This window comes from Pseudoalteromonas sp. SG43-1 (genome assembly GCF_014164415.1).
GTDB classification, from domain to species: Bacteria; Pseudomonadota; Gammaproteobacteria; order Enterobacterales; family Alteromonadaceae; genus Pseudoalteromonas; species Pseudoalteromonas distincta.
Genome location: NZ_JACJFD010000001.1, coordinates 434,695 through 453,242, shown reverse-complemented (window position 1 = coordinate 453,242; position 18,548 = coordinate 434,695). Strand labels below are relative to the sequence as shown.

Annotated in this window: 18 protein-coding genes and 1 tRNA gene; 7 read left to right on the top strand and 12 right to left on the bottom strand. The window is 39.3% G+C overall.

Annotation, left to right across the window (positions count from 1 at the left end; genetic code table 11):
- The first annotated feature begins 143 nt into the window (after positions 1-143).
- Positions 144-623, top strand: a complete 480-nt coding sequence (locus H5159_RS02110) for a DMP19 family protein (protein WP_182779622.1) — start codon at positions 144-146, stop codon at positions 621-623.
- 133 nt (positions 624-756) lie between these two features.
- Positions 757-2,094, top strand: coding sequence for a HEPN domain-containing protein (locus tag H5159_RS02105; RefSeq protein ID WP_182779621.1), 1,338 nt, complete (start codon positions 757-759; stop codon positions 2,092-2,094).
- Positions 2,095-2,317: 223 nt separating this feature from the next.
- Here the strand turns inward: H5159_RS02105 and H5159_RS02100 are convergent, their stop codons facing one another.
- From H5159_RS02100 to H5159_RS02090, 3 genes are all read right to left on the bottom strand, one after another.
- Positions 2,318-3,400 (bottom strand): endonuclease/exonuclease/phosphatase family protein, encoded by a 1,083-nt coding sequence (locus H5159_RS02100; protein ID WP_182779620.1) that lies wholly within the window; start codon positions 3,398-3,400, stop codon positions 2,318-2,320.
- A 23-nt stretch (positions 3,401-3,423) separates the two neighbouring features.
- On the bottom strand, positions 3,424-3,786 hold the full coding sequence (locus tag H5159_RS02095; protein ID WP_182715749.1) for a hypothetical protein: 363 nt from the start codon (positions 3,784-3,786) through the stop codon (positions 3,424-3,426).
- A gap of 76 nt (positions 3,787-3,862) precedes the next feature.
- On the bottom strand, positions 3,863-4,111 hold the full coding sequence (locus H5159_RS02090) for a TIGR03643 family protein (protein ID WP_182738160.1): 249 nt from the start codon (positions 4,109-4,111) through the stop codon (positions 3,863-3,865).
- A gap of 123 nt (positions 4,112-4,234) precedes the next feature.
- Between H5159_RS02090 and H5159_RS02085 the strand changes: the two genes are divergently transcribed.
- The 3 genes from H5159_RS02085 to H5159_RS02075 all read left to right on the top strand — a co-directional run bounded on the left by H5159_RS02085 (position 4,235) and on the right by H5159_RS02075 (position 7,745).
- Positions 4,235-4,924: an ABC transporter substrate-binding protein gene (locus H5159_RS02085; RefSeq protein WP_182715748.1), complete on the top strand. Its 690-nt coding sequence runs from the start codon at positions 4,235-4,237 to the stop codon at positions 4,922-4,924.
- A 29-nt stretch (positions 4,925-4,953) separates the two neighbouring features.
- Positions 4,954-5,610 carry a YoaK family protein gene (locus H5159_RS02080; protein ID WP_024598865.1) on the top strand — a complete coding sequence of 219 codons (657 nt, stop codon included), beginning with the start codon at positions 4,954-4,956 and terminating at the stop codon, positions 5,608-5,610.
- A gap of 74 nt (positions 5,611-5,684) precedes the next feature.
- The gene (locus H5159_RS02075; protein ID WP_182779619.1) at positions 5,685-7,745 is read left to right on the top strand and encodes a TonB-dependent receptor; all 2,061 of its coding nucleotides are present in this window, start codon (positions 5,685-5,687) and stop codon (positions 7,743-7,745) included.
- Positions 7,746-7,752: 7 nt separating this feature from the next.
- Here H5159_RS02075 and H5159_RS02070 read toward each other — a convergent pair whose 3' ends face one another.
- Positions 7,753-8,547, bottom strand: a complete 795-nt coding sequence (locus H5159_RS02070) for a helix-turn-helix domain-containing protein (RefSeq protein ID WP_182779618.1) — start codon at positions 8,545-8,547, stop codon at positions 7,753-7,755.
- A 106-nt stretch (positions 8,548-8,653) separates the two neighbouring features.
- Here H5159_RS02070 and H5159_RS02065 point away from each other — a divergent pair, with 106 nt between their 5' ends.
- Positions 8,654-9,850 (top strand): MFS transporter, encoded by a 1,197-nt coding sequence (locus tag H5159_RS02065; RefSeq protein ID WP_154903461.1) that lies wholly within the window; start codon positions 8,654-8,656, stop codon positions 9,848-9,850.
- Here the strand turns inward: H5159_RS02065 and H5159_RS02060 are convergent.
- From H5159_RS02060 to H5159_RS02045, 4 genes are all read right to left on the bottom strand, one after another.
- A complete protein-coding gene (locus tag H5159_RS02060; protein WP_154903460.1) occupies positions 9,839-10,060 on the bottom strand; it encodes a hypothetical protein in 222 nt (73 codons plus the stop codon). The two genes, H5159_RS02065 and H5159_RS02060, sit on opposite strands and share 12 nt — an antisense overlap.
- 97 nt (positions 10,061-10,157) lie before the next feature.
- The gene (locus H5159_RS02055; protein ID WP_007377055.1) at positions 10,158-10,571 is read right to left on the bottom strand and encodes a GFA family protein; all 414 of its coding nucleotides are present in this window, start codon (positions 10,569-10,571) and stop codon (positions 10,158-10,160) included.
- A gap of 235 nt (positions 10,572-10,806) precedes the next feature.
- On the bottom strand, positions 10,807-12,099 hold the full coding sequence (locus H5159_RS02050) for an amidohydrolase (protein WP_182779617.1): 1,293 nt from the start codon (positions 12,097-12,099) through the stop codon (positions 10,807-10,809).
- A gap of 399 nt (positions 12,100-12,498) precedes the next feature.
- Positions 12,499-13,488 carry a fatty acid desaturase gene (locus H5159_RS02045; protein ID WP_182779616.1) on the bottom strand — a complete coding sequence of 330 codons (990 nt, stop codon included), beginning with the start codon at positions 13,486-13,488 and terminating at the stop codon, positions 12,499-12,501.
- 391 nt (positions 13,489-13,879) lie between these two features.
- Here H5159_RS02045 and H5159_RS02040 point away from each other — a divergent pair.
- Positions 13,880-13,964, top strand: a tRNA-Leu gene (locus H5159_RS02040).
- Positions 13,965-14,172: 208 nt separating this feature from the next.
- On the opposite strand, the gene H5159_RS02035 is transcribed toward H5159_RS02040, so the two are convergent.
- The 4 genes from H5159_RS02035 to H5159_RS02020 form a co-directional block, all read right to left on the bottom strand.
- On the bottom strand, positions 14,173-14,646 hold the full coding sequence (locus H5159_RS02035; protein WP_182673298.1) for a VOC family protein: 474 nt from the start codon (positions 14,644-14,646) through the stop codon (positions 14,173-14,175).
- A gap of 100 nt (positions 14,647-14,746) precedes the next feature.
- The gene (locus tag H5159_RS02030; protein ID WP_182779615.1) at positions 14,747-15,217 is read right to left on the bottom strand and encodes a GFA family protein; all 471 of its coding nucleotides are present in this window, start codon (positions 15,215-15,217) and stop codon (positions 14,747-14,749) included.
- A 103-nt stretch (positions 15,218-15,320) separates the two neighbouring features.
- Complete coding sequence (locus H5159_RS02025; protein ID WP_182779614.1) at positions 15,321-17,393, bottom strand: catalase; 2,073 nt, start codon at positions 17,391-17,393, stop codon at positions 15,321-15,323.
- A gap of 241 nt (positions 17,394-17,634) precedes the next feature.
- Positions 17,635-18,468, bottom strand: coding sequence for a mechanosensitive ion channel family protein (locus H5159_RS02020; protein WP_182779613.1), 834 nt, complete (start codon positions 18,466-18,468; stop codon positions 17,635-17,637).
- Between the last annotated feature and the right edge of the window lie 80 nt (positions 18,469-18,548).

Here is an 18,548-nt window from a genome sequence, read left to right as displayed (position 1 = left end):
GCCTCTAAAAAGCAAATTCCCATAGCATAAACAACACCAACTCTGACACACCGAGCAGGTAGCGCCTCAGACCAACAAGCGATTATGCAACACAAACTGCGTGTCGCATAAATACTAAAGTGTTATGCCCTATGGAGCGAAGTTTGAAGTTCAAGGATTTTTTCAAGGATAAGAATACAACGGATGCCGTCTTGGATTGCATTCAAGAAATTCTCTGGGACGAAGGAGACGAACTAACTTTACACATCGAAAGACTCTCACATGCTTCTAAAGTAATTTACCTTGCGGAGACTTGTGAAGGACAAATTAATAACGGAGGTTTCGACCAGTTTTTCTGGAACTCGTCAGGCGATTTCACGCTGGAAACTATAAAAACACTTGAGGAAATAGGAGCGATAAAGTCTGTTCAACTTTTCAATAAAGCCACTTCTTGGTTTCCAAACTCAACACCGTCAGCGGATAGAGAAGCCAGATGGAAACAACTAAAAGTCTTCGAAAAATCTACCGCATATGAAAAATTGCTGGATGCATTGGATAAAGAATTTTATAAATACGAGGACAATATCATGGCGTTAATAGACGATTACATTAAAGCACATCCAGACTCATCAATACGGGCATAACAAGCCAATCAACACACTCACTGCGTTCGCTGGGACGCATACACGCGGGGCGGCTTCGCCATTATGCCCCACATGTATGCGCCCGTTATTGGAAAGTTAGATTTCGGCCTACTTCTACAATGGTGTTTTAATCATGAATAAAAGATTAGAAAATATATTTCATAAAATAATAGATTTTTTTGAGTTAGTTGAAGGGGTTGATAAAACAGGGATTAAGCAGGTTAAGTTATACGGTAAAGAATATACAATTAAAAAATGGAATGATCTGAAATATAAAGAAAATGTAAAAACAGTCATTCGATTCTTTCCAAAGAATAGCTCATCGCTTATAGAAAGTTACTTTTCTAGTGCTTTGCTCGGCATACTTTTAGCTAAAAACAAAAAAGAATCCATAATTAAAGAGTGCGCTGAATTTGTAAATAATGTTAATCGAAATACTAAACTTAGGTCTACTTGCATTCCTATTGAAGGCGTTGATATTAGAGTTGATTGTATAGACTTTGGATTTGGTAAGCTTTATAAAAATGATGCTGGTGTTTTGCCAACAATTATTGATGATAGAAAGGCTTTACATAGTTACCAGCACGGTATTAATGCTTTAGAAAGTTGCATGTGTTATTTCGAAATAAACGAAGAAACTGATCATGTAAAATCATTGAAAATGGCCAAGTCACTTACTTTATACGTAGTGAATTTGTTAAGCTTTTACATAGGTTCAACTCAGTTTAGGACTGATCCTTCTGTTGATAATTGGCATAGCCGACTCAAAGAAACAGAGTTTTTTCGCAAAAGAAAAATTGCAATATATGACTCTGAGTCTAATAATCCTCAAATTTATTATGAATTCTATAAAAATACAGATGCTTATAAAGATTCTGATTATTCTCTAGATTTTAGTTTGTTGACATCTGGGCACGACACTAGCCAATGGCTAAGTGGATGTATGGATTTGATTGAGCCTAATTCTGCTAAAGCAACATATCATTTGGTAGATGAAAATATTAAAAAAATTATTTTATCTAGCGAGAATGCAAGTCTCTTAAGTTGCGTTCTACAAAAAAATGAAATAGAGAAAAGAATTTTCCAATCAATAAATTGGTTTGGTAAAGCCATCAATTCTAATGTTTATGAAGAGCAGTTTTTATTTATTGCTATTTCAATAGAATCATTGCTAGTAGGGGATGAGCCTGCAGGTCCATTTTCAAATCAAGGGGGGATTACTCAAAAAATATCTGAGCGATCCGCTTTTTTATTAGGTAATGATGTTGAGAATAGAATTCAAATTGAAAAAGATGTTAAGAAACTCTATGGCTTACGAAGCAAGATAGTTCATACTGGAGCTAGAGTTGAAAATAAAGATGTTATTCAAATTGAAACTATGGCGAAGAAGCTCATTTTGATTTTTTCAGAAAAAAAATATACATCACATGATAACTTTCTAAAATGGCTTAAGCATGCCCAGTATATTTAATAATCTAACAAGTTAATCAACTGGACGTATTACGGTTGTCATCGTTTTTGCAAAAGAAAAAGCCGCAAAAACACACCAACCTACACGCCAGTTATTAAGGCGTTACCACTGTTTGCAATTGGCACTCTCCTGCCACTCGACAACATAAATAATGATTATAACTGGCAAGGTATTTTACTGTGTCGGATGGCGCTTCGCTTATCCGACCTACACTGCCTAATAGCTATAACTTTTCCTCAAACCTCGGCACTTTTCGCTTATCTGCCTTATTCATAGCAAGCTCTTGAATTTCTTCTTGCTTAAGCTCATCGGATTTATCTTCCAATGATTGCTGATTAGCGTTTTCGTAAGAAAGCTCAGTAAGGAGTGCAAAGTGATCAGAGCCATACTTAGCTAAGCGCTTAATACGCTTTACTTTAAAGCCTTGGCTGTGAAATAAGTGATCGAGCGGCCAACGCATAAAAAAGTAGCTTGCATGAAAGGTGTTATAAAAACCACGGCCTTTTCGAGGGTCTAAAAAGCCACTTATTTGCATAAACAAACGGGTGCTACGCGACCATGCTACGTCGTTTAAATCTCCGGCAACTATAGTAGGCCGTGTAGGGTTTTTAAGTGCTTTAGCCACCATTATTAGCTCTGAGTCGCGCGGGCGTGATGAGTCTTCTTCGGTCGGGCTTGGCGGTGCTGGGTGAATAAAGTGCCCTTGCATTTGCAGGCCTTCATCGTTTTCAAACAGAATATGAATTGAAGGAATATCTTCTTCTATTAGCTCACATATTTGTGCATCGAGTATTTTAAACTTGCTGTATAAGTGCATGCCGTAACGATTGTCTTTAGGGCATTCTATGTAATACGGGTAATTTTTTTTAATGACTGATAATTTATTTTCCCACCAGCTATCGCTTTCAAGCGTAATGAGTAGGTCGGGTTGGTGCTCATCTACAAGGCTAATTAGCTGCTCACTTTTATGGTTCGACATAAGTACATTTGCCGACATAATTCGTACGCTGTGGTCTATATGCTTCGGTGCGCTTTGCACTTCTTTTTTAGCTAGCCACGTATACGGGTAAATCCATTTACCTTGTAAAATCATTATAAGTAATGAGGTTAAGGCTATAAATACATAACCTATTGCGCTACTTTGCCATAATAAAAACAACGATGTAACGGCTACAAAACTGGCAATATAAAATACCTGTAAGCGCACAAAGTCGCAGCTACGCACTAAGTAATGCTGGCTGTACGACATTGGCAACAAGGTAACCAGTAAAAAAAAGCCAATAATTATAGCCAGCGCAATAAGCATTTTAATATCCTTATAAAGTTAGTTTAGCGACTTAAGATTGAAAGTATTTCTCGGGTGTCGTGCACCATGTGAATAACTGTACGGTCTATTTCAATACTCACTGTACCACTATCTCTAGAGCGTTCAATCACTCTACCTCGTTTATATAAATCACGATCTAAAAAGTCGCCTCGGTGATAGCTTTTACTTAGCCCTGGTGGCGTCCAACCTGCGCGAATTAACTGCTTTGCCTCTTTTTTAGAAAGGTAGTCATTGTCGTTGTGTTTATGTGAATGATGCTTATTATCGCCGTGTTTATGACCATGCTTATCTTTATGCGGTTTTGCGTTTGCACTGATTGAACATAAAGCCAATGCTATTAGTGCTGTGTATGTTAGTGCTCTCATAAATAATCTCTAGCGTAATTAATAGCTAAAGGTTAACAAACACGGCTGAACATCATATGAAACAGCTTACACTTATTTAACGTTGTTTATATTGAGTTTTACAATGGCTTCGCATAATAGCGGGATCGCGTAATTTTAAATGTTTTGTTTTACGCCCTGCATGGCGCTTACGCCAAACTTTAAAACTGCCTTTTGAAATATTGTCGCGCATAAAAACCACCAGCTGCGGATACTTTAATCCGTATAGCTGCTCTATTGCCTCGTAGGGGGTTCTATCTTCCCACGCCATTTCGATAATGCGTGACTGCTGCTCTGCGTTAAACATGGTATATCTCACAAAATTTAACTTATACGCTAGGTAAAAATACTTAGATCAATGCAATTAAGCTCAGTAACTGTATAATTGGCGTTCAATTTATGTATTTTAAAAGATATCGAATTTTTATTTATGCGCGCAATATTTCTGTTTTTAGCTTTAACTTTACCTTCATTATTACTTGCAGCGCCAAGTAAGACTTTGCGCTGCGTAACAACTCACTACCCGCCTTTTACTATATTTGATGAGAAAAGCGATACGTTCACAGGTTTAGATATTGAATACTTAACCTTTATTGAGCGTAATTTGAATCTTAAAATTGACGTAATTCATCTGCCATGGGCGCGCGTTAAAAAAGAAATGGCGCTGGGCTACTACGACTGCTATTTCTCTTTGGCCAATACAGAGGAACGAGCAAAGTATTTAGATTTTACAAGCGTGCCCTTGCATACTACTAAGTATGGTTTATTTGCTTTAAACAAAGATAAATTGCTCACTGACGATTTATCAAATACCCCAATAGCGATGCTACGCGGTGTTGCTGTGCCTGAGGTTATTGCTAAAAAGTATAAACTTGATGAGAATAATCTGCTTCGCTCACTTTCAACTAAAGACACTTTTGAGCTGCTAGAAAAAAATCGCGTTGAATACGCAATAACTAACTATCAAGCAGGTTTGTGGTACTCAAAGGAATATCAAAACGTATACGCTAGGCAGTTCAATGAGTTTACGTTTCCTACTTACATTGCTTTTAAGCGTGGCGTAATAGATACAAAATTAGTTGATGAGCAAATAAAGCGCTTTAAAGCACAAACTCAATAATTAACACTGTACACGTTAAGAGATAACCAATGTTTACAAAACTACCAAAGTGGGTTGAATATGGCGCGTTTACGCTCGCATTTATAGCGGGCATAGTTAACGCTGTAGGCTTATTAGGTTTTGAGCATCAAGCCATTTCGCACTTATCAGGCTCTGTTACTTTGTTGGGTATTAAGCTAATGAGCAATACCTCAGCCGCTTTGCTGTTGTTTAGCATACTCATTAGCTTTATGTTGGGCTCGGCGCTTTCTGGTTTTTTACTTGCAGGGCGTTCATTAAAACTTGGCCGCCATTACGACACGCTCTTATTTATTGAAGGCGCTTTACTATTAGCAAGTGCCTACCTACTTAATCAATCTTATGTTTATGCAATTACGCTTGCCTCTGCTGCTTGTGGGTTACAAAATGCGTTAGTCACTAATTACAGTGGCGCGGTCGTTCGTACCACACATTTAACGGGTATTTTTACTGACCTTGGTTTAATGATAGGTAAAGCACTTAAAGGTGAGCAATTTGATACGCGTAAAGGCGTTATGTTTTTACTTATTATTGCAGGCTTTTTATTAGGCGGTGTAGCCGGTTTTGTTTTATTTGAGCATTACTTAGTGCTGGCTTTGGTGTTTCCTGCTGTGGCTTGTTTTGTTTTATCAATTACGTATCGGGTTTATAGGTTACGTACGCTTTAACGCAACGAGTTTAAAAGCACATTAAAACCGCATATTATAGAGGCAATGCAATATAGATTACTTTCAAGGAATGTATGAAACCTTATTTTTTGCCGCTGATATTACCCTTTAGCCACACTGCGTTTGCCAATAATCAAAACGACGATGCAATAGAAACCATAACAACTACGGCATCACGTATTGAAGCGCTATCTACTCCACTCCCTTTATCAATAAGTACACTTAGTGAAGCGCAGCTAAATAGCATAGCGCCTACCCATATTGAAGAAGCCCTGCAACGTGTAGCAGGGGCTAATATTCAACGCGGAAATGGCCAAGAGTATTTACCCGCACTTCGCTCTCCGGTACTTTCGGGCGCTGGCGCTTGTGGTGGCATATTGACTTTGGAGGATGGCATACCACTTAGAGCCGCTGGGTTTTGTAATATAAACGAGCTATTTGAGGCGCACAGCGAAATGGCGCAGCGCATTGAAGTGCTAAAAGGCCCTGGCTCTGCACTTTATGGCTCAAACGCTGTGCATGGTGTTATTAATGTAATAACGCCCGACACCACACAAGGCGGTGGCTTAGTTGGTTTAGATTATGGCTCGTACGGTTATACTCGCTACAAATTACGCGCAGGGCAAGATTACGGCAACAGCGGTATCGGCATTAACGCAAGTGTTACCGACGATAGCGGTTACCGCGACGACGAAAGCGTAGAGCAACAAAAAGTAAATATTCGCCATCGCTATTCAAAGAATAATTTATTACTTACCTCAGGCCTTACTTATACAAATCTTGATCAGCAAACTGCGGGATTTATTACAGGCTTTGAAAGCTATAAAAACGAAGACCTCGCGCAAAAAAACTTTGACCCTGACGCATTTAGAAAAGCACGCGCATTTAGAGCATGGAGCAATGCAACATGGCAATTAAATAACAATGATGTGCTCTCGACTACGTTATATTTTCGCGACCAAAGCATGGACTTTTTTAAGCACTTTTTACCCGGCACACCGCTTGAAAAAAACAGCCAAACAGGTTTTGGCGTACAATCGCTTTATCAATATAATTTACAACGTAATGTAAAAGTAAACCTAGGGCTTGATGGCGAATACACGCAAGCCGACTTTACTCAAAGCCAAAACGAGCCCACTCAAGGTTCTGCATTTTTAGTTGCTACAGTACCCCAAGGTAAGCATTACGATTACGATGTAAACGCCACGCTTTATGCCCCTTTTGCATCGGTTGATTGGCAATTAAATAAATGGTTACTTACCGCAGGTGTGCGCTACGAGCATATGCAGTACGACTACACCAATAATATGCTAGCAGGTAGAACAAAAGACGATGGCACAGAATGCGGCTTTGGTGGCTGCCGATACAGCCGCCCTGAGAGTGGGAAAAATAGTTTTAGTAATCTATCGCCAAAGCTTGGGGTTAGTTATCAGTACAATACAAATAACACGCTTTATGCAAACTTTTCTCGCGGTTACAGAGCGCCACAAGCGGCTGAACTATACCAATTACAACGCGAGCAAACTACTGCAAATTTAAGCGCCGAAATAGCAAATAACGCAGAGCTGGGTATTAAAGGAATTTACGAAAAACTACGTTATGGCGTGTCACTTTACGCTATGAGTAAACACAATACGATTTACCGCGATAGTGACTTTTTTACGGTAAATAATGGCAGCTCTCGCCATCGTGGTATTGAGCTTGAGCTTGACTACCAGCTCACTAAGTCGCTTGCGCTTAACTTTGCTGGCACTCACGCAAAGCATACTTACACTAACAACCAAATACTTAACGGTTTAAATATAAACGGCAACGACATAGATACCGCGCCGCGTAATATGGCTAATCTCGATTTAACATGGCAGGCATTAAACAACGCGCAATTTGCTTTGCAGTGGCACCGCGTTGGTAACTACTACACCGACCCAGAAAACTTAAATAAATACCAAGGGCATGATGTTTTAAGCCTACGCGCACAGTGGCAAGTTACTAGTAATCTTGAGCTACTTGCTCGTATTATTAACTTAACTGATGAGGCCTATGCAGAGCGCGCCGATTACACCAGTTTTACCGGCGACAGATACTTCCCGGGTAGGCCTCGTAACGCGATGCTTTCGGCAACTTATACGTGGTAATGCTTATTTAAGGGCTAAGCTGATTTAAATCGCTCATGTATTTCATGGGCGACTTTTTCATTACCTTTTTAAACATAGTAATAAATGCACTCACCGACTCATACCCTAATAACTCCGACACCTGCTGCACACTTTGCTTATCAGAAAGCGCTTTTAAGGCTGTAATTATATGCAATTGCGTACGCCATTTTCCAAATGTCATACCGGTTTCTTTTTTAATTAACCGCGCTAATGTGCGCTCAGTTAATGCAAACTGCTTAGCCCATTGTGGTAGTGTTTTTCGGTTGTTTGGCGTGTTTATAAGCTGATCGCTCATGGTTTGAATTACCTCGTTTTTAGATAATACAAAATCCAGTGGTTGTACGGGCATTTCAATAAGTTGATCAAATAACACCTGCGCTAAACGCGCTGTTTTACTATTTAAAGTATAGTGCTGATTATGCCCAGCCAACTCACACATTAGCTCTTTAACCAACGGCGTAATAGCTAACGTACAGGTATTTAGCGGCATACCGTTTTTACTACTATCAATAAATAAATGACAAAGCTGCGCGTTATCAGACGCCCTATTGCTATGCACCTTTTTTGCTGGGATCCAAATTGCACTGTGCGTGGGCACCATCCACATTTTGGCCGATACTTCACACGTTACATACCCATGCAGCGCTAAAATTAATTGCCCTTTTGGATGGGTATGTAGTGGTATTTCGTGACTTGCATGGGCATGCTCTATTTTGGCTATTATGGGCTGCGCCATAGTTTCAAAATTTTTAATGTCGTCCCAACCAAATGCATCAAACATAGTTTTGTCTGTTTTTAGTTATTTAATGTCATTATCTCTAAATTATAGTTTTTGCTAAGCCTTTATACTAGCGCCCATTAAGTATTAGCTTTAATGGTCTTCCCTTTTGTTAAATAACACACCTAAATCACGCTTTGCTGGCATATTACTTGTGCTTGGCATATTACTTATTGCCGCAAATTTACGCGCCACATTTACAGGTATTGCACCTGTGCTTGAACAAATTATTAATCACTTTGGGCTTAGCGCATCGCAAGCTGGTTTTTTAACAACACTGCCACTCATTGCCTTCGCGGTTGCATCGCCAATGGCGGCAACTCTTGCTAAAAAGCAAGGGTTAGAGCGCACCTTGTTTGTGGCTTTGTTATTTATACTTGCAGGGGTTGCAGCGCGGGTAATAAATACCTCAGCCATGCTTTTTGTAGGCACCGCTATTATTGGTGTGGGCATTGCCATCGCAAACGTATTATTACCAAGTTTAATTAAGCGCGACTTCCCTGCAAAGGTTGCGTTAATGACCTCAGCCTACGTGCTTACTATGGGCGTGGTATCGGGTGGGTTTTCTACTTTGGTATTTCCGCTTAGTCAGTTAAACGGATTAGGATGGCAACTTGCGCTGGGCTCATCAGCTCTTATTACTTTGGCGAGTATTATTGTATGGATGTCGCAATTAAGTAAGCACACAAAACCCGCGAGTATTGCTCAACACACCGACACGTCAAAAAGTGTATGGCGTTATTTACTAGCATGGCAAATTACCCTACTGCTGGGCTTAAACTCGTTTTTAAATTATATAATTATTACGTGGTTACCAAGCATATTAACCGAAACTGGTCACTCAGCTACCCAAGCAGGTGCTTATCATGGTGCTTTTCAAATAGCGACTGCATTACCGGGTTTAATATTAATTCCGTTACTTGCCAAATTAAAAGATCAAAGCGCGCTTAGCTTTATTTTAGCCATGTTGAGTGCACTCAGTGCATTGGGGCTGCTTTACATGCCTAGCTTTGCTTTTGTTTGGACCCTAATGCTGGGCTTTTGCTCTGGGGCATGTTTTATATTGGGGCTGTCGTTTATTAGTTTACGAACTGACGATTCGCAACAAGCAGCGTCGCTTTCAGGTATGTCGCAAAGCGTAGGTTATTTGCTCGCGGCTATTGGTCCTATGCTAGCTGGTGCATTACACACTACAACAGGCAGTTGGAGTGCGCCATTGTGGTTGTGCGCTATTGCCGGAGTACTGTGTGCTTTATGTGGTTTGGGCAGTGGTAAAAACACCACTTTAGCTAAATCAGCTAACTAGCTGCTGTAACCACGAAAATAAACCAGACGAAGGTTTACTACTCGCGTGCTTTTGCTCATAGCGTTTATTCGTTACTTCGCGCTGTTCACGGCGCTCTTGTGCTAAATTAGCTTTTGCAGTAAAACGCAAGCGCTGCTCTTGAGTAAGCTCATCATTAAAACTAATGGCTGTTTTTTTCACTGCTCGGCTGCTTTTAGGTGAACTACACATATTATTCTCCAAATGACTGACTTATAAGTAGACAGTCATTTGGTTAAATAAATTTCAAACCGCTTACTAAAAAAGTAATACTGATAACCCCAAATAACTAGTTTTGTGGGGTTGTATCAAACGCAGGTACTTCGTGTAAGCCGCTCAACCAGCTCAATGTTGATTTAGCCCAAATTTGTGCTGTTGGCGTAAACTGATCACGCTGATCAACCGCGCCAATACGCAAGCCATATACACGGTCAGCTTTAGCTTCGTTAGTTGCATAAAGTGTTGTACCACATGTGCCACAAAAACCTTGCGCACGCTTGTTACCACTTTGCGCTGTTTTAACAAACTCTTTTGGCTCACCTTGGGTAAATACTACCGAATTTGGCTCTGCAATTATAACGGCTCTAAATGGGCCGCTCGACATACGTTGGCAATCGCTACAATGGCAAACAAGTGCATTGTTATTTTGAGACTTTGCCTGGTATTTAATTTCACCACAGTAACAGCTTCCAGTAATTTCCATTATTTAAATCCTTAATGCTTATGAAGATTGAATCGAGATATAAGACCGGCAGTATCGATTCATTATTTTTAATAATATAAAAAATTGCTCGCCGGTTCATTTGTATATTCGGTTAGGTTTTTAATTTTTGAGAGTGATTTTTTCAAAATTGAGCAAGTGCTACAAACATGATGCGATGTTTTAAATAAAACAGCAATACCACGTTAAGCTAATAGCGTAACGTGGTGTGTTTAAGCTATCTTTTATGTGCGTTTAAATAATCAACAGCTAACAGGCTGAGCGCCTTAGTGCCTACTTTAAACGATGATTCGTCGGCATAAAAATAAGGTGAGTGATTACTAGCCACTGTATTTAAATCTTGCTCACTTGGTGTGCCGCCTAAAAATACAAATACACTCGGCACTTCTAATGCGTAAAACGAAAAGTCTTCTGCGCCGGTTATTTTTCCCATTTCAACTACGTTTTCATTACCTGCTGCTTTTTTAAGGCTAGGTAACATTTGCGCAGTTAACTTTGGGTTATTAATCGTTACCGGATAACCTTCGTGAATGTGTACCTCTGCAGTAGCACCTGACGATTTAGCAATGTGCGTGGCTGTGGTTTTTATTTTTTCAAATATTTGTGCTCGGTTATCCATATCAAAGTTACGAATTGTACCTACCATTTCGACTTCTTCAGGAATAATATTATTACGTACCCCACCCGCTATCTTACCAAACGAGACAATAGCAGGCTCTTTGGTAATGTTGATTTGGCGACTAACAATATGATTTACGCCTGTTACTATTTGCGCAGCTGCGGCAATGGGGTCAACCCCAGTCCACGGTGCAGAGCCGTGTGCCTGCTTGCCATGTACTGTTATTTCAAACCGGTCTGCACTGGCCATTGCAGGGCCACTTCTATAGCCAATTTTACCGCTGTGCAAACTAGATGTTATGTGTAACCCAAAAGCAGCCTCTGGTTTGTATTGTTTATATATGCCTTCTTTAAGCATTAACTCAGCGCCCCCCTCTTCCCCCTCAGGTGCGCCTTCTTCTGCAGGCTGAAATACAAACATAATATTACCGTGTAGCTCATCTTTCATGTTTGCAAGCACTTGTGCAGCGCCCATTAGCATAGCCACGTGCGTGTCGTGCCCACAAGCATGCATTATGCCTACATCTACACCACGGTAATTAGTGGTTTTAGTTGATTTAAAATCAACATCTGTTTTTTCAGTAACTGGCAGCGCGTCCATATCTGCGCGTAGCATTACTGTCGGGCCAGGCTTTGCACCTTTTAATAGCCCCACAACACCTGTATAAGCAATCCCTGTTTGTACTTCCATACCCAGCGACTTTAAGTGCTTAGCGACAATACCTGCTGTGCGGGTTTCGCGATTTCCAAGCTCAGGGTTTTGATGAAAATCACGTCGCCAATCAATAACCTGTTGCTCTATCTTTTTAACTTGCTGATCAATATTTGCATTGGCATTAAACGCACTAAGGGCAGCAAAGCCCAACGCTATTGAAATTAGTGATTTTTTCATCCTGTTTGTCCTTATTATATTTATTGGTTTTATAATATTGATGAGCACGAGCCCTTATGTATTATTGAGAACATAATTAGTTTGCTCTATAACCACTATTACTGAAGGCTCTACAATAATCAATCCCATTTAAGCTAGATGCTCAACTATGAAGGGCCACTTCACTTTTCACTGGTTTTATCTATTTTTAGTTTAAAGTTTTAGCGCTAATTAAGCCTACCACTTTTGCTTTTGTTGATTTAAAAATGGCACTAAATAGTCCACCAAAGCGCGGACAGTTGGGCTTAATAAACGTTGCGATGGATAGAGTAAATTCACGGGTAATGGGCTTGGTACATAATCGCTATTCAAACTATAAAATAAGAATAGCAATGTAGAACCTCCTAATGTTGGAGGTAATTATTTATAAGCATTCGCATTTTTAATGCTGTCAAAATCATTAAAGCGCACGTTGTGCTGCGCCATTACTTTAAGTATTTTTTTACTTAGCATTTGGCGTAAATAAAACGGCTGATTTGGCACAAAATGATGAATGGTATGCGTTTTACCAAAGTTAAAACAAAATAAGTGAAACGGCATAAATAAACGACTCGTTAGTACATGAGTTTGTTCAAGTATGTTATTAACGCCACCATAGTAATGCATGCTTGAGGTAACAAAATTAAGCGAACTTGAACGAATAATATTAGGCACAATGAGCACAACCATTAAAAATTCAAACACATCCATTGTACTTAACAACCAACTAGGTGAATTTAGCGAAAGTGGTATAAATAAATCAACAATATGAAATAAAATAACGCTATATAAAACAGCAAAATACGCAGTCGCTATCGGAAATCCCGCATTAAAAACACTCGAAAAACTAAAGCCATTAATTTCTTTTCTAAAACGTTTAGTAGAAATAATTAGCCCTAATAACCCATCTACAATAACTAGCGCACGTAAAAATGGATTTTTAATACCGTTTCCCACCAAGCGTTCTTCTAGGTCTTGTTGTGTGCCTGAGGTTTTGTGATGGTGTAAATGCATTTTACGTCGGTACCATGGGCTAATAGTATTTGGCCGCATTAACCATACTACTAACATCATAAAATTATGCATGAAAGGCTGATTGCTAAAGTATTGTTTATGTATAAGGTCGTGCTCTAACTCATGGGAAATAGACGCAGCAATAGCGGCAAGTACTATACATGCCCAAGCAGGTATTAAGGCTAAATAATATAAAACACCAACACCAATTAATGCGCTAAGCGACAGCAATAAAATAATTAACCCTAAGGTATTTTGATGTTCAAGTAATGGGTATTTTTGACGAAGTAATGCTTCTTCTGCCTTAATAGCTTTAACAATCGATTGAATGTTCTGTTTGGCACTTAATTGGGTCATAATTAATGTCTTAAAAACCTTGTTGTACAAATAATACCTGAATCAAGCGCAAAATCGGCATAAAGCAGGAATAATTATTATAATACGATTCACTATTATCAATAGTTCAATTGCTTATTTATTCAATCGCATAACAGTTTAATAGCACTCATAACCCAAAATATTCGCTTTATATATCAGCCCAAAAAGACTTAAAAAATTCACCGATGGAGTCTCCTTGCTATAAACGATCAATTATCAACCAGTTGTTTATGCAAATAAAAGAAAAGGCTTGCCGCCCCCTCTTTTGTTTGTATAATGCGGATACAGAATAAGAGGTATATAAGTATCCTTTTTATTTTAAGTGGTTTTTCTTTATCTTTTTATGCTTAAAAGATTAAAGAAAAATTATGCCAGCGTGATGAAATTGGTAGACATGGGGGATTCAAAATCCCCTTCCGAAAGGAGTGCCGGTTCGAGTCCGGCCGCTGGTACCACTTTTTGAACCTCAGCTAATTATTGGCTGAGGTTTTTTTATGCCTAAAATTTAACTAGTAATCTATACCACTTCGCTTTACGAAGTGAGCTACTTTTAGGTAAGAAAACCGTGTCGATAACAAGGTAAAACCTAGTTAAGTTTAAGCAAAAGCCACAAGCCTTCCAATGAAGCCATCAAGGTAATTAGAAAGGTACATAGCATGCGAGTTATGCGTCTTGCTCTTGATTTGTTATATTCCCAATTCGATTATTTAACTCTTCGTCACTAACATCTTCTTTATGTGTACCAATGATCCATATATGACCAAATGGGTCTTGTAGTGTGCCGGTCCTATCACCATAAAACTGATCATGTACGGGTCTTATTTCTGTTGCACCAAGCTCAATTGCTTTTTTAAACACGGTATCAACATCTTCAACATAAAGCATAAGGCTTAGCGCTGTACCACCGAGTTCTTTTGGGTTTTTTAAATGCTCTTCAGAACCATTATCTGAAAGCATAATATGCGAATCACCAATTATTATTTCTGCATGGGCTATTCCACCATCAGGTAAAGGCATCTGCATTACATGTTCAGCACTAAATGCATCACAATAAAAATCTATCGCTTTTTGTGCGTCATTCATAATTAAATAAGGTGTAACTGAATGAAACCCTTTTGGTATTGCTGAGACTGCCATAATATTCTCCTTTACTTACACGGTGATTTTTAATATTTAATTAACTAAATATGCGTTTAATTGCCCCTAAATTTAAGCTTAGCTCATACAAAAAATTGCGTTAATTTTCGAGGTTTAAACGCTTATGCCAAGCAGCAATACTTTTATCAGGGTATTCTTCAAACTGCTTGTCACCTTCATTAATGGGCGCATTTACCCAATTTGCTTTACTACCAAGCATTAAATGAGTGCGCTCTGGCGGTATGGGTAACTCACTATCTATTGCACCAGCAAAGGGATGAACTTGCTCAGGCCAACGTGCATCGTATAACCACAAGTTAGCACTACAATGCTTACAAAAATGACGCTCTGCAGGGCTGATTTTATCGCCTATTTTTGCATGATAAATAGTTATGTGTTCACGCCCTGTAACCTCAAGCGTGCTGTATTGCGCGTTTAAATTAATAACTAACCCGCCGCTCCCTGCGGTTTTACGGCATATAGAGCAGTAACATAAATTGTAAGGATAAGGGTGTTTTGAGTTGACCGTAAATACCACTTTGCCACAGTGACAAGCGCCATTAAGCTTCATAATATATCCAATATTTATTGTTGGCTTGAACTAATACCTTAACTAGGTGAGCTAAAAAAAACCACAACAATTACATGCTGTGGTTTTTTAATTATTGAGCTTACTAACGCTCCCAATATCTTAAATTACGCAATGTATTTATAAATTTATCGGCTGAATGTGCCTCTAAATCTATCCAACCATCATCTACTTTTCCATCAAGGCCTGCCGCTTTAAATAAAGGCTTAGCCTCATTTGTAAAGCCTATAAATTTCATATGTGCGTACGCATCACTTACAAAGTCTTTAGCTTCTGCTACGGCAGCTAGTTTTTTAGCTCCATCTTCGGTGGTGAGTACAAGTACCGCATCGTATAAAACCGATGGACCACCATTAATAACCTGATCAGCTTTAAAGTGTTTACCTTTACTGCATTTAGCACCGCCAACTTGCGGGGCAATAATTTCAAAGTTTGCACCTTCACTTTTAAGTGCATTGGTAACCGAATTGAAAATTTCTGCATTAAAGCCATCACTTACTAAAATACCTAATTTACGGCCTTTGAAGGTGTTGGGCGCATTTTTCAAAATACTTAACGCATCAGATACAGGTAAGTCTTTACGTGTTGGCATTGCAGCTTCTGCCGGATCTGGCATTTCTTGCAAGCCAAGTCCTTCGGCAACTTTATTTGCGAGGGTTTCGTCAATATTTAACAAGTGCGATACCAAACGTTCTCGTATTGGCAAATGCTCAACTTTAGACAGCTCAAACACGTACGCAGATTGAATATGCGCCTGCTCTACCTCTGTTTGACTTAAATAAAATTGACGAGCTTGACTGTAATGATCGCTGAATGTTTCTGAGCGATAACGCAGTTTATCACCGCCACTTACTTCAGGTTCCTTTGAGCTTTTAAAGCCATGTACTGGGCATTCGCGCGGGTTGTTTTCGCCTGCGCTCCATGAGTTTGGCTCATAATTAACACGCCCTTTTGGATTGTGCATTGCCATGTGGCCATCTTGCTGAAAATGACGCATTGGACATTTAGGCGCATTGACCGGAATATGCGTAAAGTTAGGACCACCTAAACGCTTGGTTTGAGTATCTAAGTATGAAAAGTTACGACCTTGCAGTAGCGGGTCAGGTGTAAAGTCGAGCCCCGGTACAATGTTTTGAGTACAAAATGCTACTTGCTCTGTCTCTGCAAAAAAGTTGTCTACAACACGGTCAAGCACCATACGACCAACAATTTGCACTGGTACTTGCTCTTCAGGTATAAGCTTGGTGGCATCAAAAACATCAAATTCAAATTCATCAGCAAATTGCTGATCAAACACCTGTACACCTAGTTCCCACTCAGGGAAGTCGCCGTTGCTAATAGATTCCCACATGTCTCTGCGATGAAAATCAGGGTCCGCGCCGTTTAGCTTAAGTGCTTCGTTCCATACTACAGATTGCATTCCGCCTTTTGGTTTCCAATGAAATTTAACAAATTTTTCATCGCCTTTGGCATTAATAAATTTAAAGGTATGAACACCAAAACCTTCCATAAAGCGTAAAGAGCGTGGAATAGCTCTATCAGACATTGCCCACATAACCATGTGCATTGACTCAGGTGACAAACTCACAAAGTCCCAAAAGTTATCATGTGCTGTTTGCGCCTGCGGAAAACCACGATCAGGCTCGGCTTTAGCGCTATGAATTAAATCAGGAAACTTCATTGCATCCTGAATAAAGAATACCGGTATATTGTTACCCACTAAATCCCAGTTTCCTTCTTGGGTATAAAATTTTACCGCAAAACCGCGTACATCACGTGCTAAATCTGGAGATCCTTTATTACCTGCAACCGTAGAGAAGCGAGTAAACACAGGCGTTTTTTCACCTTTTCGCTGAAAAATATCTGCACAGGTTAAATCTTCAAGCGTGTCGTAAGTTTCAAAATATCCGTGTGCACCATAGCCTCTAGCGTGCACTACACGCTCAGGAATGCGTTCATGATCAAAGTGAAAGATCTTCTCGCGCATTATGTGATCTTCTAATAATCCGGGGCCACGTTTGCCCGCACGTAATGAGTTTTGATCGTCACTTACAGGGCAGCCCTGCGCGGTGGTCATGGTAGGGTGTTCATCCGACGCTTTTTGATGCAATTCGCCGCCATGCCCTTTATTACCTGAGTATTTAAATGATTCAGCCATGTTTAGTCCTTCATACAGTTTGATTTAATGGGTCGATAGTTTTTATGAGCTTTAAAGCTAAAAGCGACTATGCAAATGCAAAATAAAGACCAGCCATCCAACCTAGTAAAAAAGGACTGTACAGATAACAATGTAGTATTTGAGATGATTTATAAAAGAAAAAGTTACACAGGTATGTAACTTTTTCACACAAAAAAGAGCACTTAAAAGTGCTCTTAGGTTTATGCATTTTTAAATTTAGTTAATCTTTATTCTCGTTAACTAAAATAACTTTACGATGCGGGAATGGAATTTCTATATTGTTTTCATCAAGGGCTTTTTTAATAAGCTCCGGCACTGTGTATAAAATTTCAAAGTAATGCTCGCCTTTACAAAATGGCCTTACTAAAAAGTCTACTGAGCTGTTGTTAAGAGTTTCTACTTCAACAAAAGGCGCTGGATCTTTTAGTATGTGTGGGTGCGCTGCAAGTACCCCATCTATAACTTTACGTACAGCCGTTGTATCTTCACCGTAAGCAACACCAAAATGCATATCTACACCACGAATTGGATGATGTGAATGGTTTATAATTTGCGCGCCCCAAATTTGACTATTTGGTATAATAACCTGTTGATTATCGAACGTTTGTAAAATAGTAGTAAACATATCTACTTCTGTTACTTTACCAAAACGCCCTGCAGCCTCAATAAAGTCATTCACTTTATAAGGTCTAAATATTAGCAACATAACGCCTGCGGCAAGGTTCGACATTGCACCTTGTAACGCCAAGCCTATAGCAAGTCCCGCAGCACCGAGTAAAGCAATAATAGAGGCTGTTTGTACACCAAAGCGATTTAACACAGCAATAATAACGAACGCTAATATGATGTAGCGAGCCATGCTGCCTAAAAAGCGAAAAAACGTATCGTCAAGATGAGTGTATTTATGACACAAGCCAATAATTAAATTGCGTACTTTGCCCGCTAACCATAAGCCCGCAAGTAAAATTGCAATTGCTAGTAATATGTTGGTTGCCCACGTAATTGCAGCGGGTAAATATTGATTAATATCAATGTTGTTTATTATGTCTTCCATTGTTTTTCCTGTTTTAAAACTTTTAGCTAGTTTTAGCTAGTTTTGCTATACCAAGCGCAACAGTTCAACAAAAAATTAAC

Excerpts from the sequence above, each read along its gene's own strand:
- H5159_RS02085 (WP_182715748.1), top strand. The coding sequence starts at position 4,235 with ATGCGCGCAATATTTCTGTTTTTAGCTTTAACTTTACCTTCATTATTA.
- H5159_RS02025 (WP_182779614.1), bottom strand. The coding sequence starts at position 17,393 with ATGGCTGAATCATTTAAATACTCAGGTAATAAAGGGCATGGCGGCGAA.
- H5159_RS02095 (WP_182715749.1), bottom strand. The coding sequence starts at position 3,786 with ATGAGAGCACTAACATACACAGCACTAATAGCATTGGCTTTATGTTCA.
- H5159_RS02070 (WP_182779618.1), bottom strand. The coding sequence starts at position 8,547 with ATGTTTGATGCATTTGGTTGGGACGACATTAAAAATTTTGAAACTATG.
- H5159_RS02090 (WP_182738160.1), bottom strand. The coding sequence starts at position 4,111 with ATGTTTAACGCAGAGCAGCAGTCACGCATTATCGAAATGGCGTGGGAA.
- H5159_RS02055 (WP_007377055.1), bottom strand. The coding sequence starts at position 10,571 with ATGGAAATTACTGGAAGCTGTTACTGTGGTGAAATTAAATACCAGGCA.
- H5159_RS02035 (WP_182673298.1), bottom strand. The coding sequence starts at position 14,646 with ATGGCAGTCTCAGCAATACCAAAAGGGTTTCATTCAGTTACACCTTAT.
- H5159_RS02050 (WP_182779617.1), bottom strand. The coding sequence starts at position 12,099 with ATGAAAAAATCACTAATTTCAATAGCGTTGGGCTTTGCTGCCCTTAGT.
- H5159_RS02030 (WP_182779615.1), bottom strand. The coding sequence starts at position 15,217 with ATGAAGCTTAATGGCGCTTGTCACTGTGGCAAAGTGGTATTTACGGTC.
- H5159_RS02060 (WP_154903460.1), bottom strand. The coding sequence starts at position 10,060 with ATGTGTAGTTCACCTAAAAGCAGCCGAGCAGTGAAAAAAACAGCCATT.
- H5159_RS02075 (WP_182779619.1), top strand. The coding sequence starts at position 5,685 with ATGAAACCTTATTTTTTGCCGCTGATATTACCCTTTAGCCACACTGCG.
- H5159_RS02080 (WP_024598865.1), top strand. The coding sequence starts at position 4,954 with ATGTTTACAAAACTACCAAAGTGGGTTGAATATGGCGCGTTTACGCTC.
- H5159_RS02020 (WP_182779613.1), bottom strand. The coding sequence starts at position 18,468 with ATGGAAGACATAATAAACAACATTGATATTAATCAATATTTACCCGCT.
- H5159_RS02100 (WP_182779620.1), bottom strand. The coding sequence starts at position 3,400 with ATGCTTATTGCGCTGGCTATAATTATTGGCTTTTTTTTACTGGTTACC.
- H5159_RS02105 (WP_182779621.1), top strand. The coding sequence starts at position 757 with ATGAATAAAAGATTAGAAAATATATTTCATAAAATAATAGATTTTTTT.
- H5159_RS02045 (WP_182779616.1), bottom strand. The coding sequence starts at position 13,488 with ATGACCCAATTAAGTGCCAAACAGAACATTCAATCGATTGTTAAAGCT.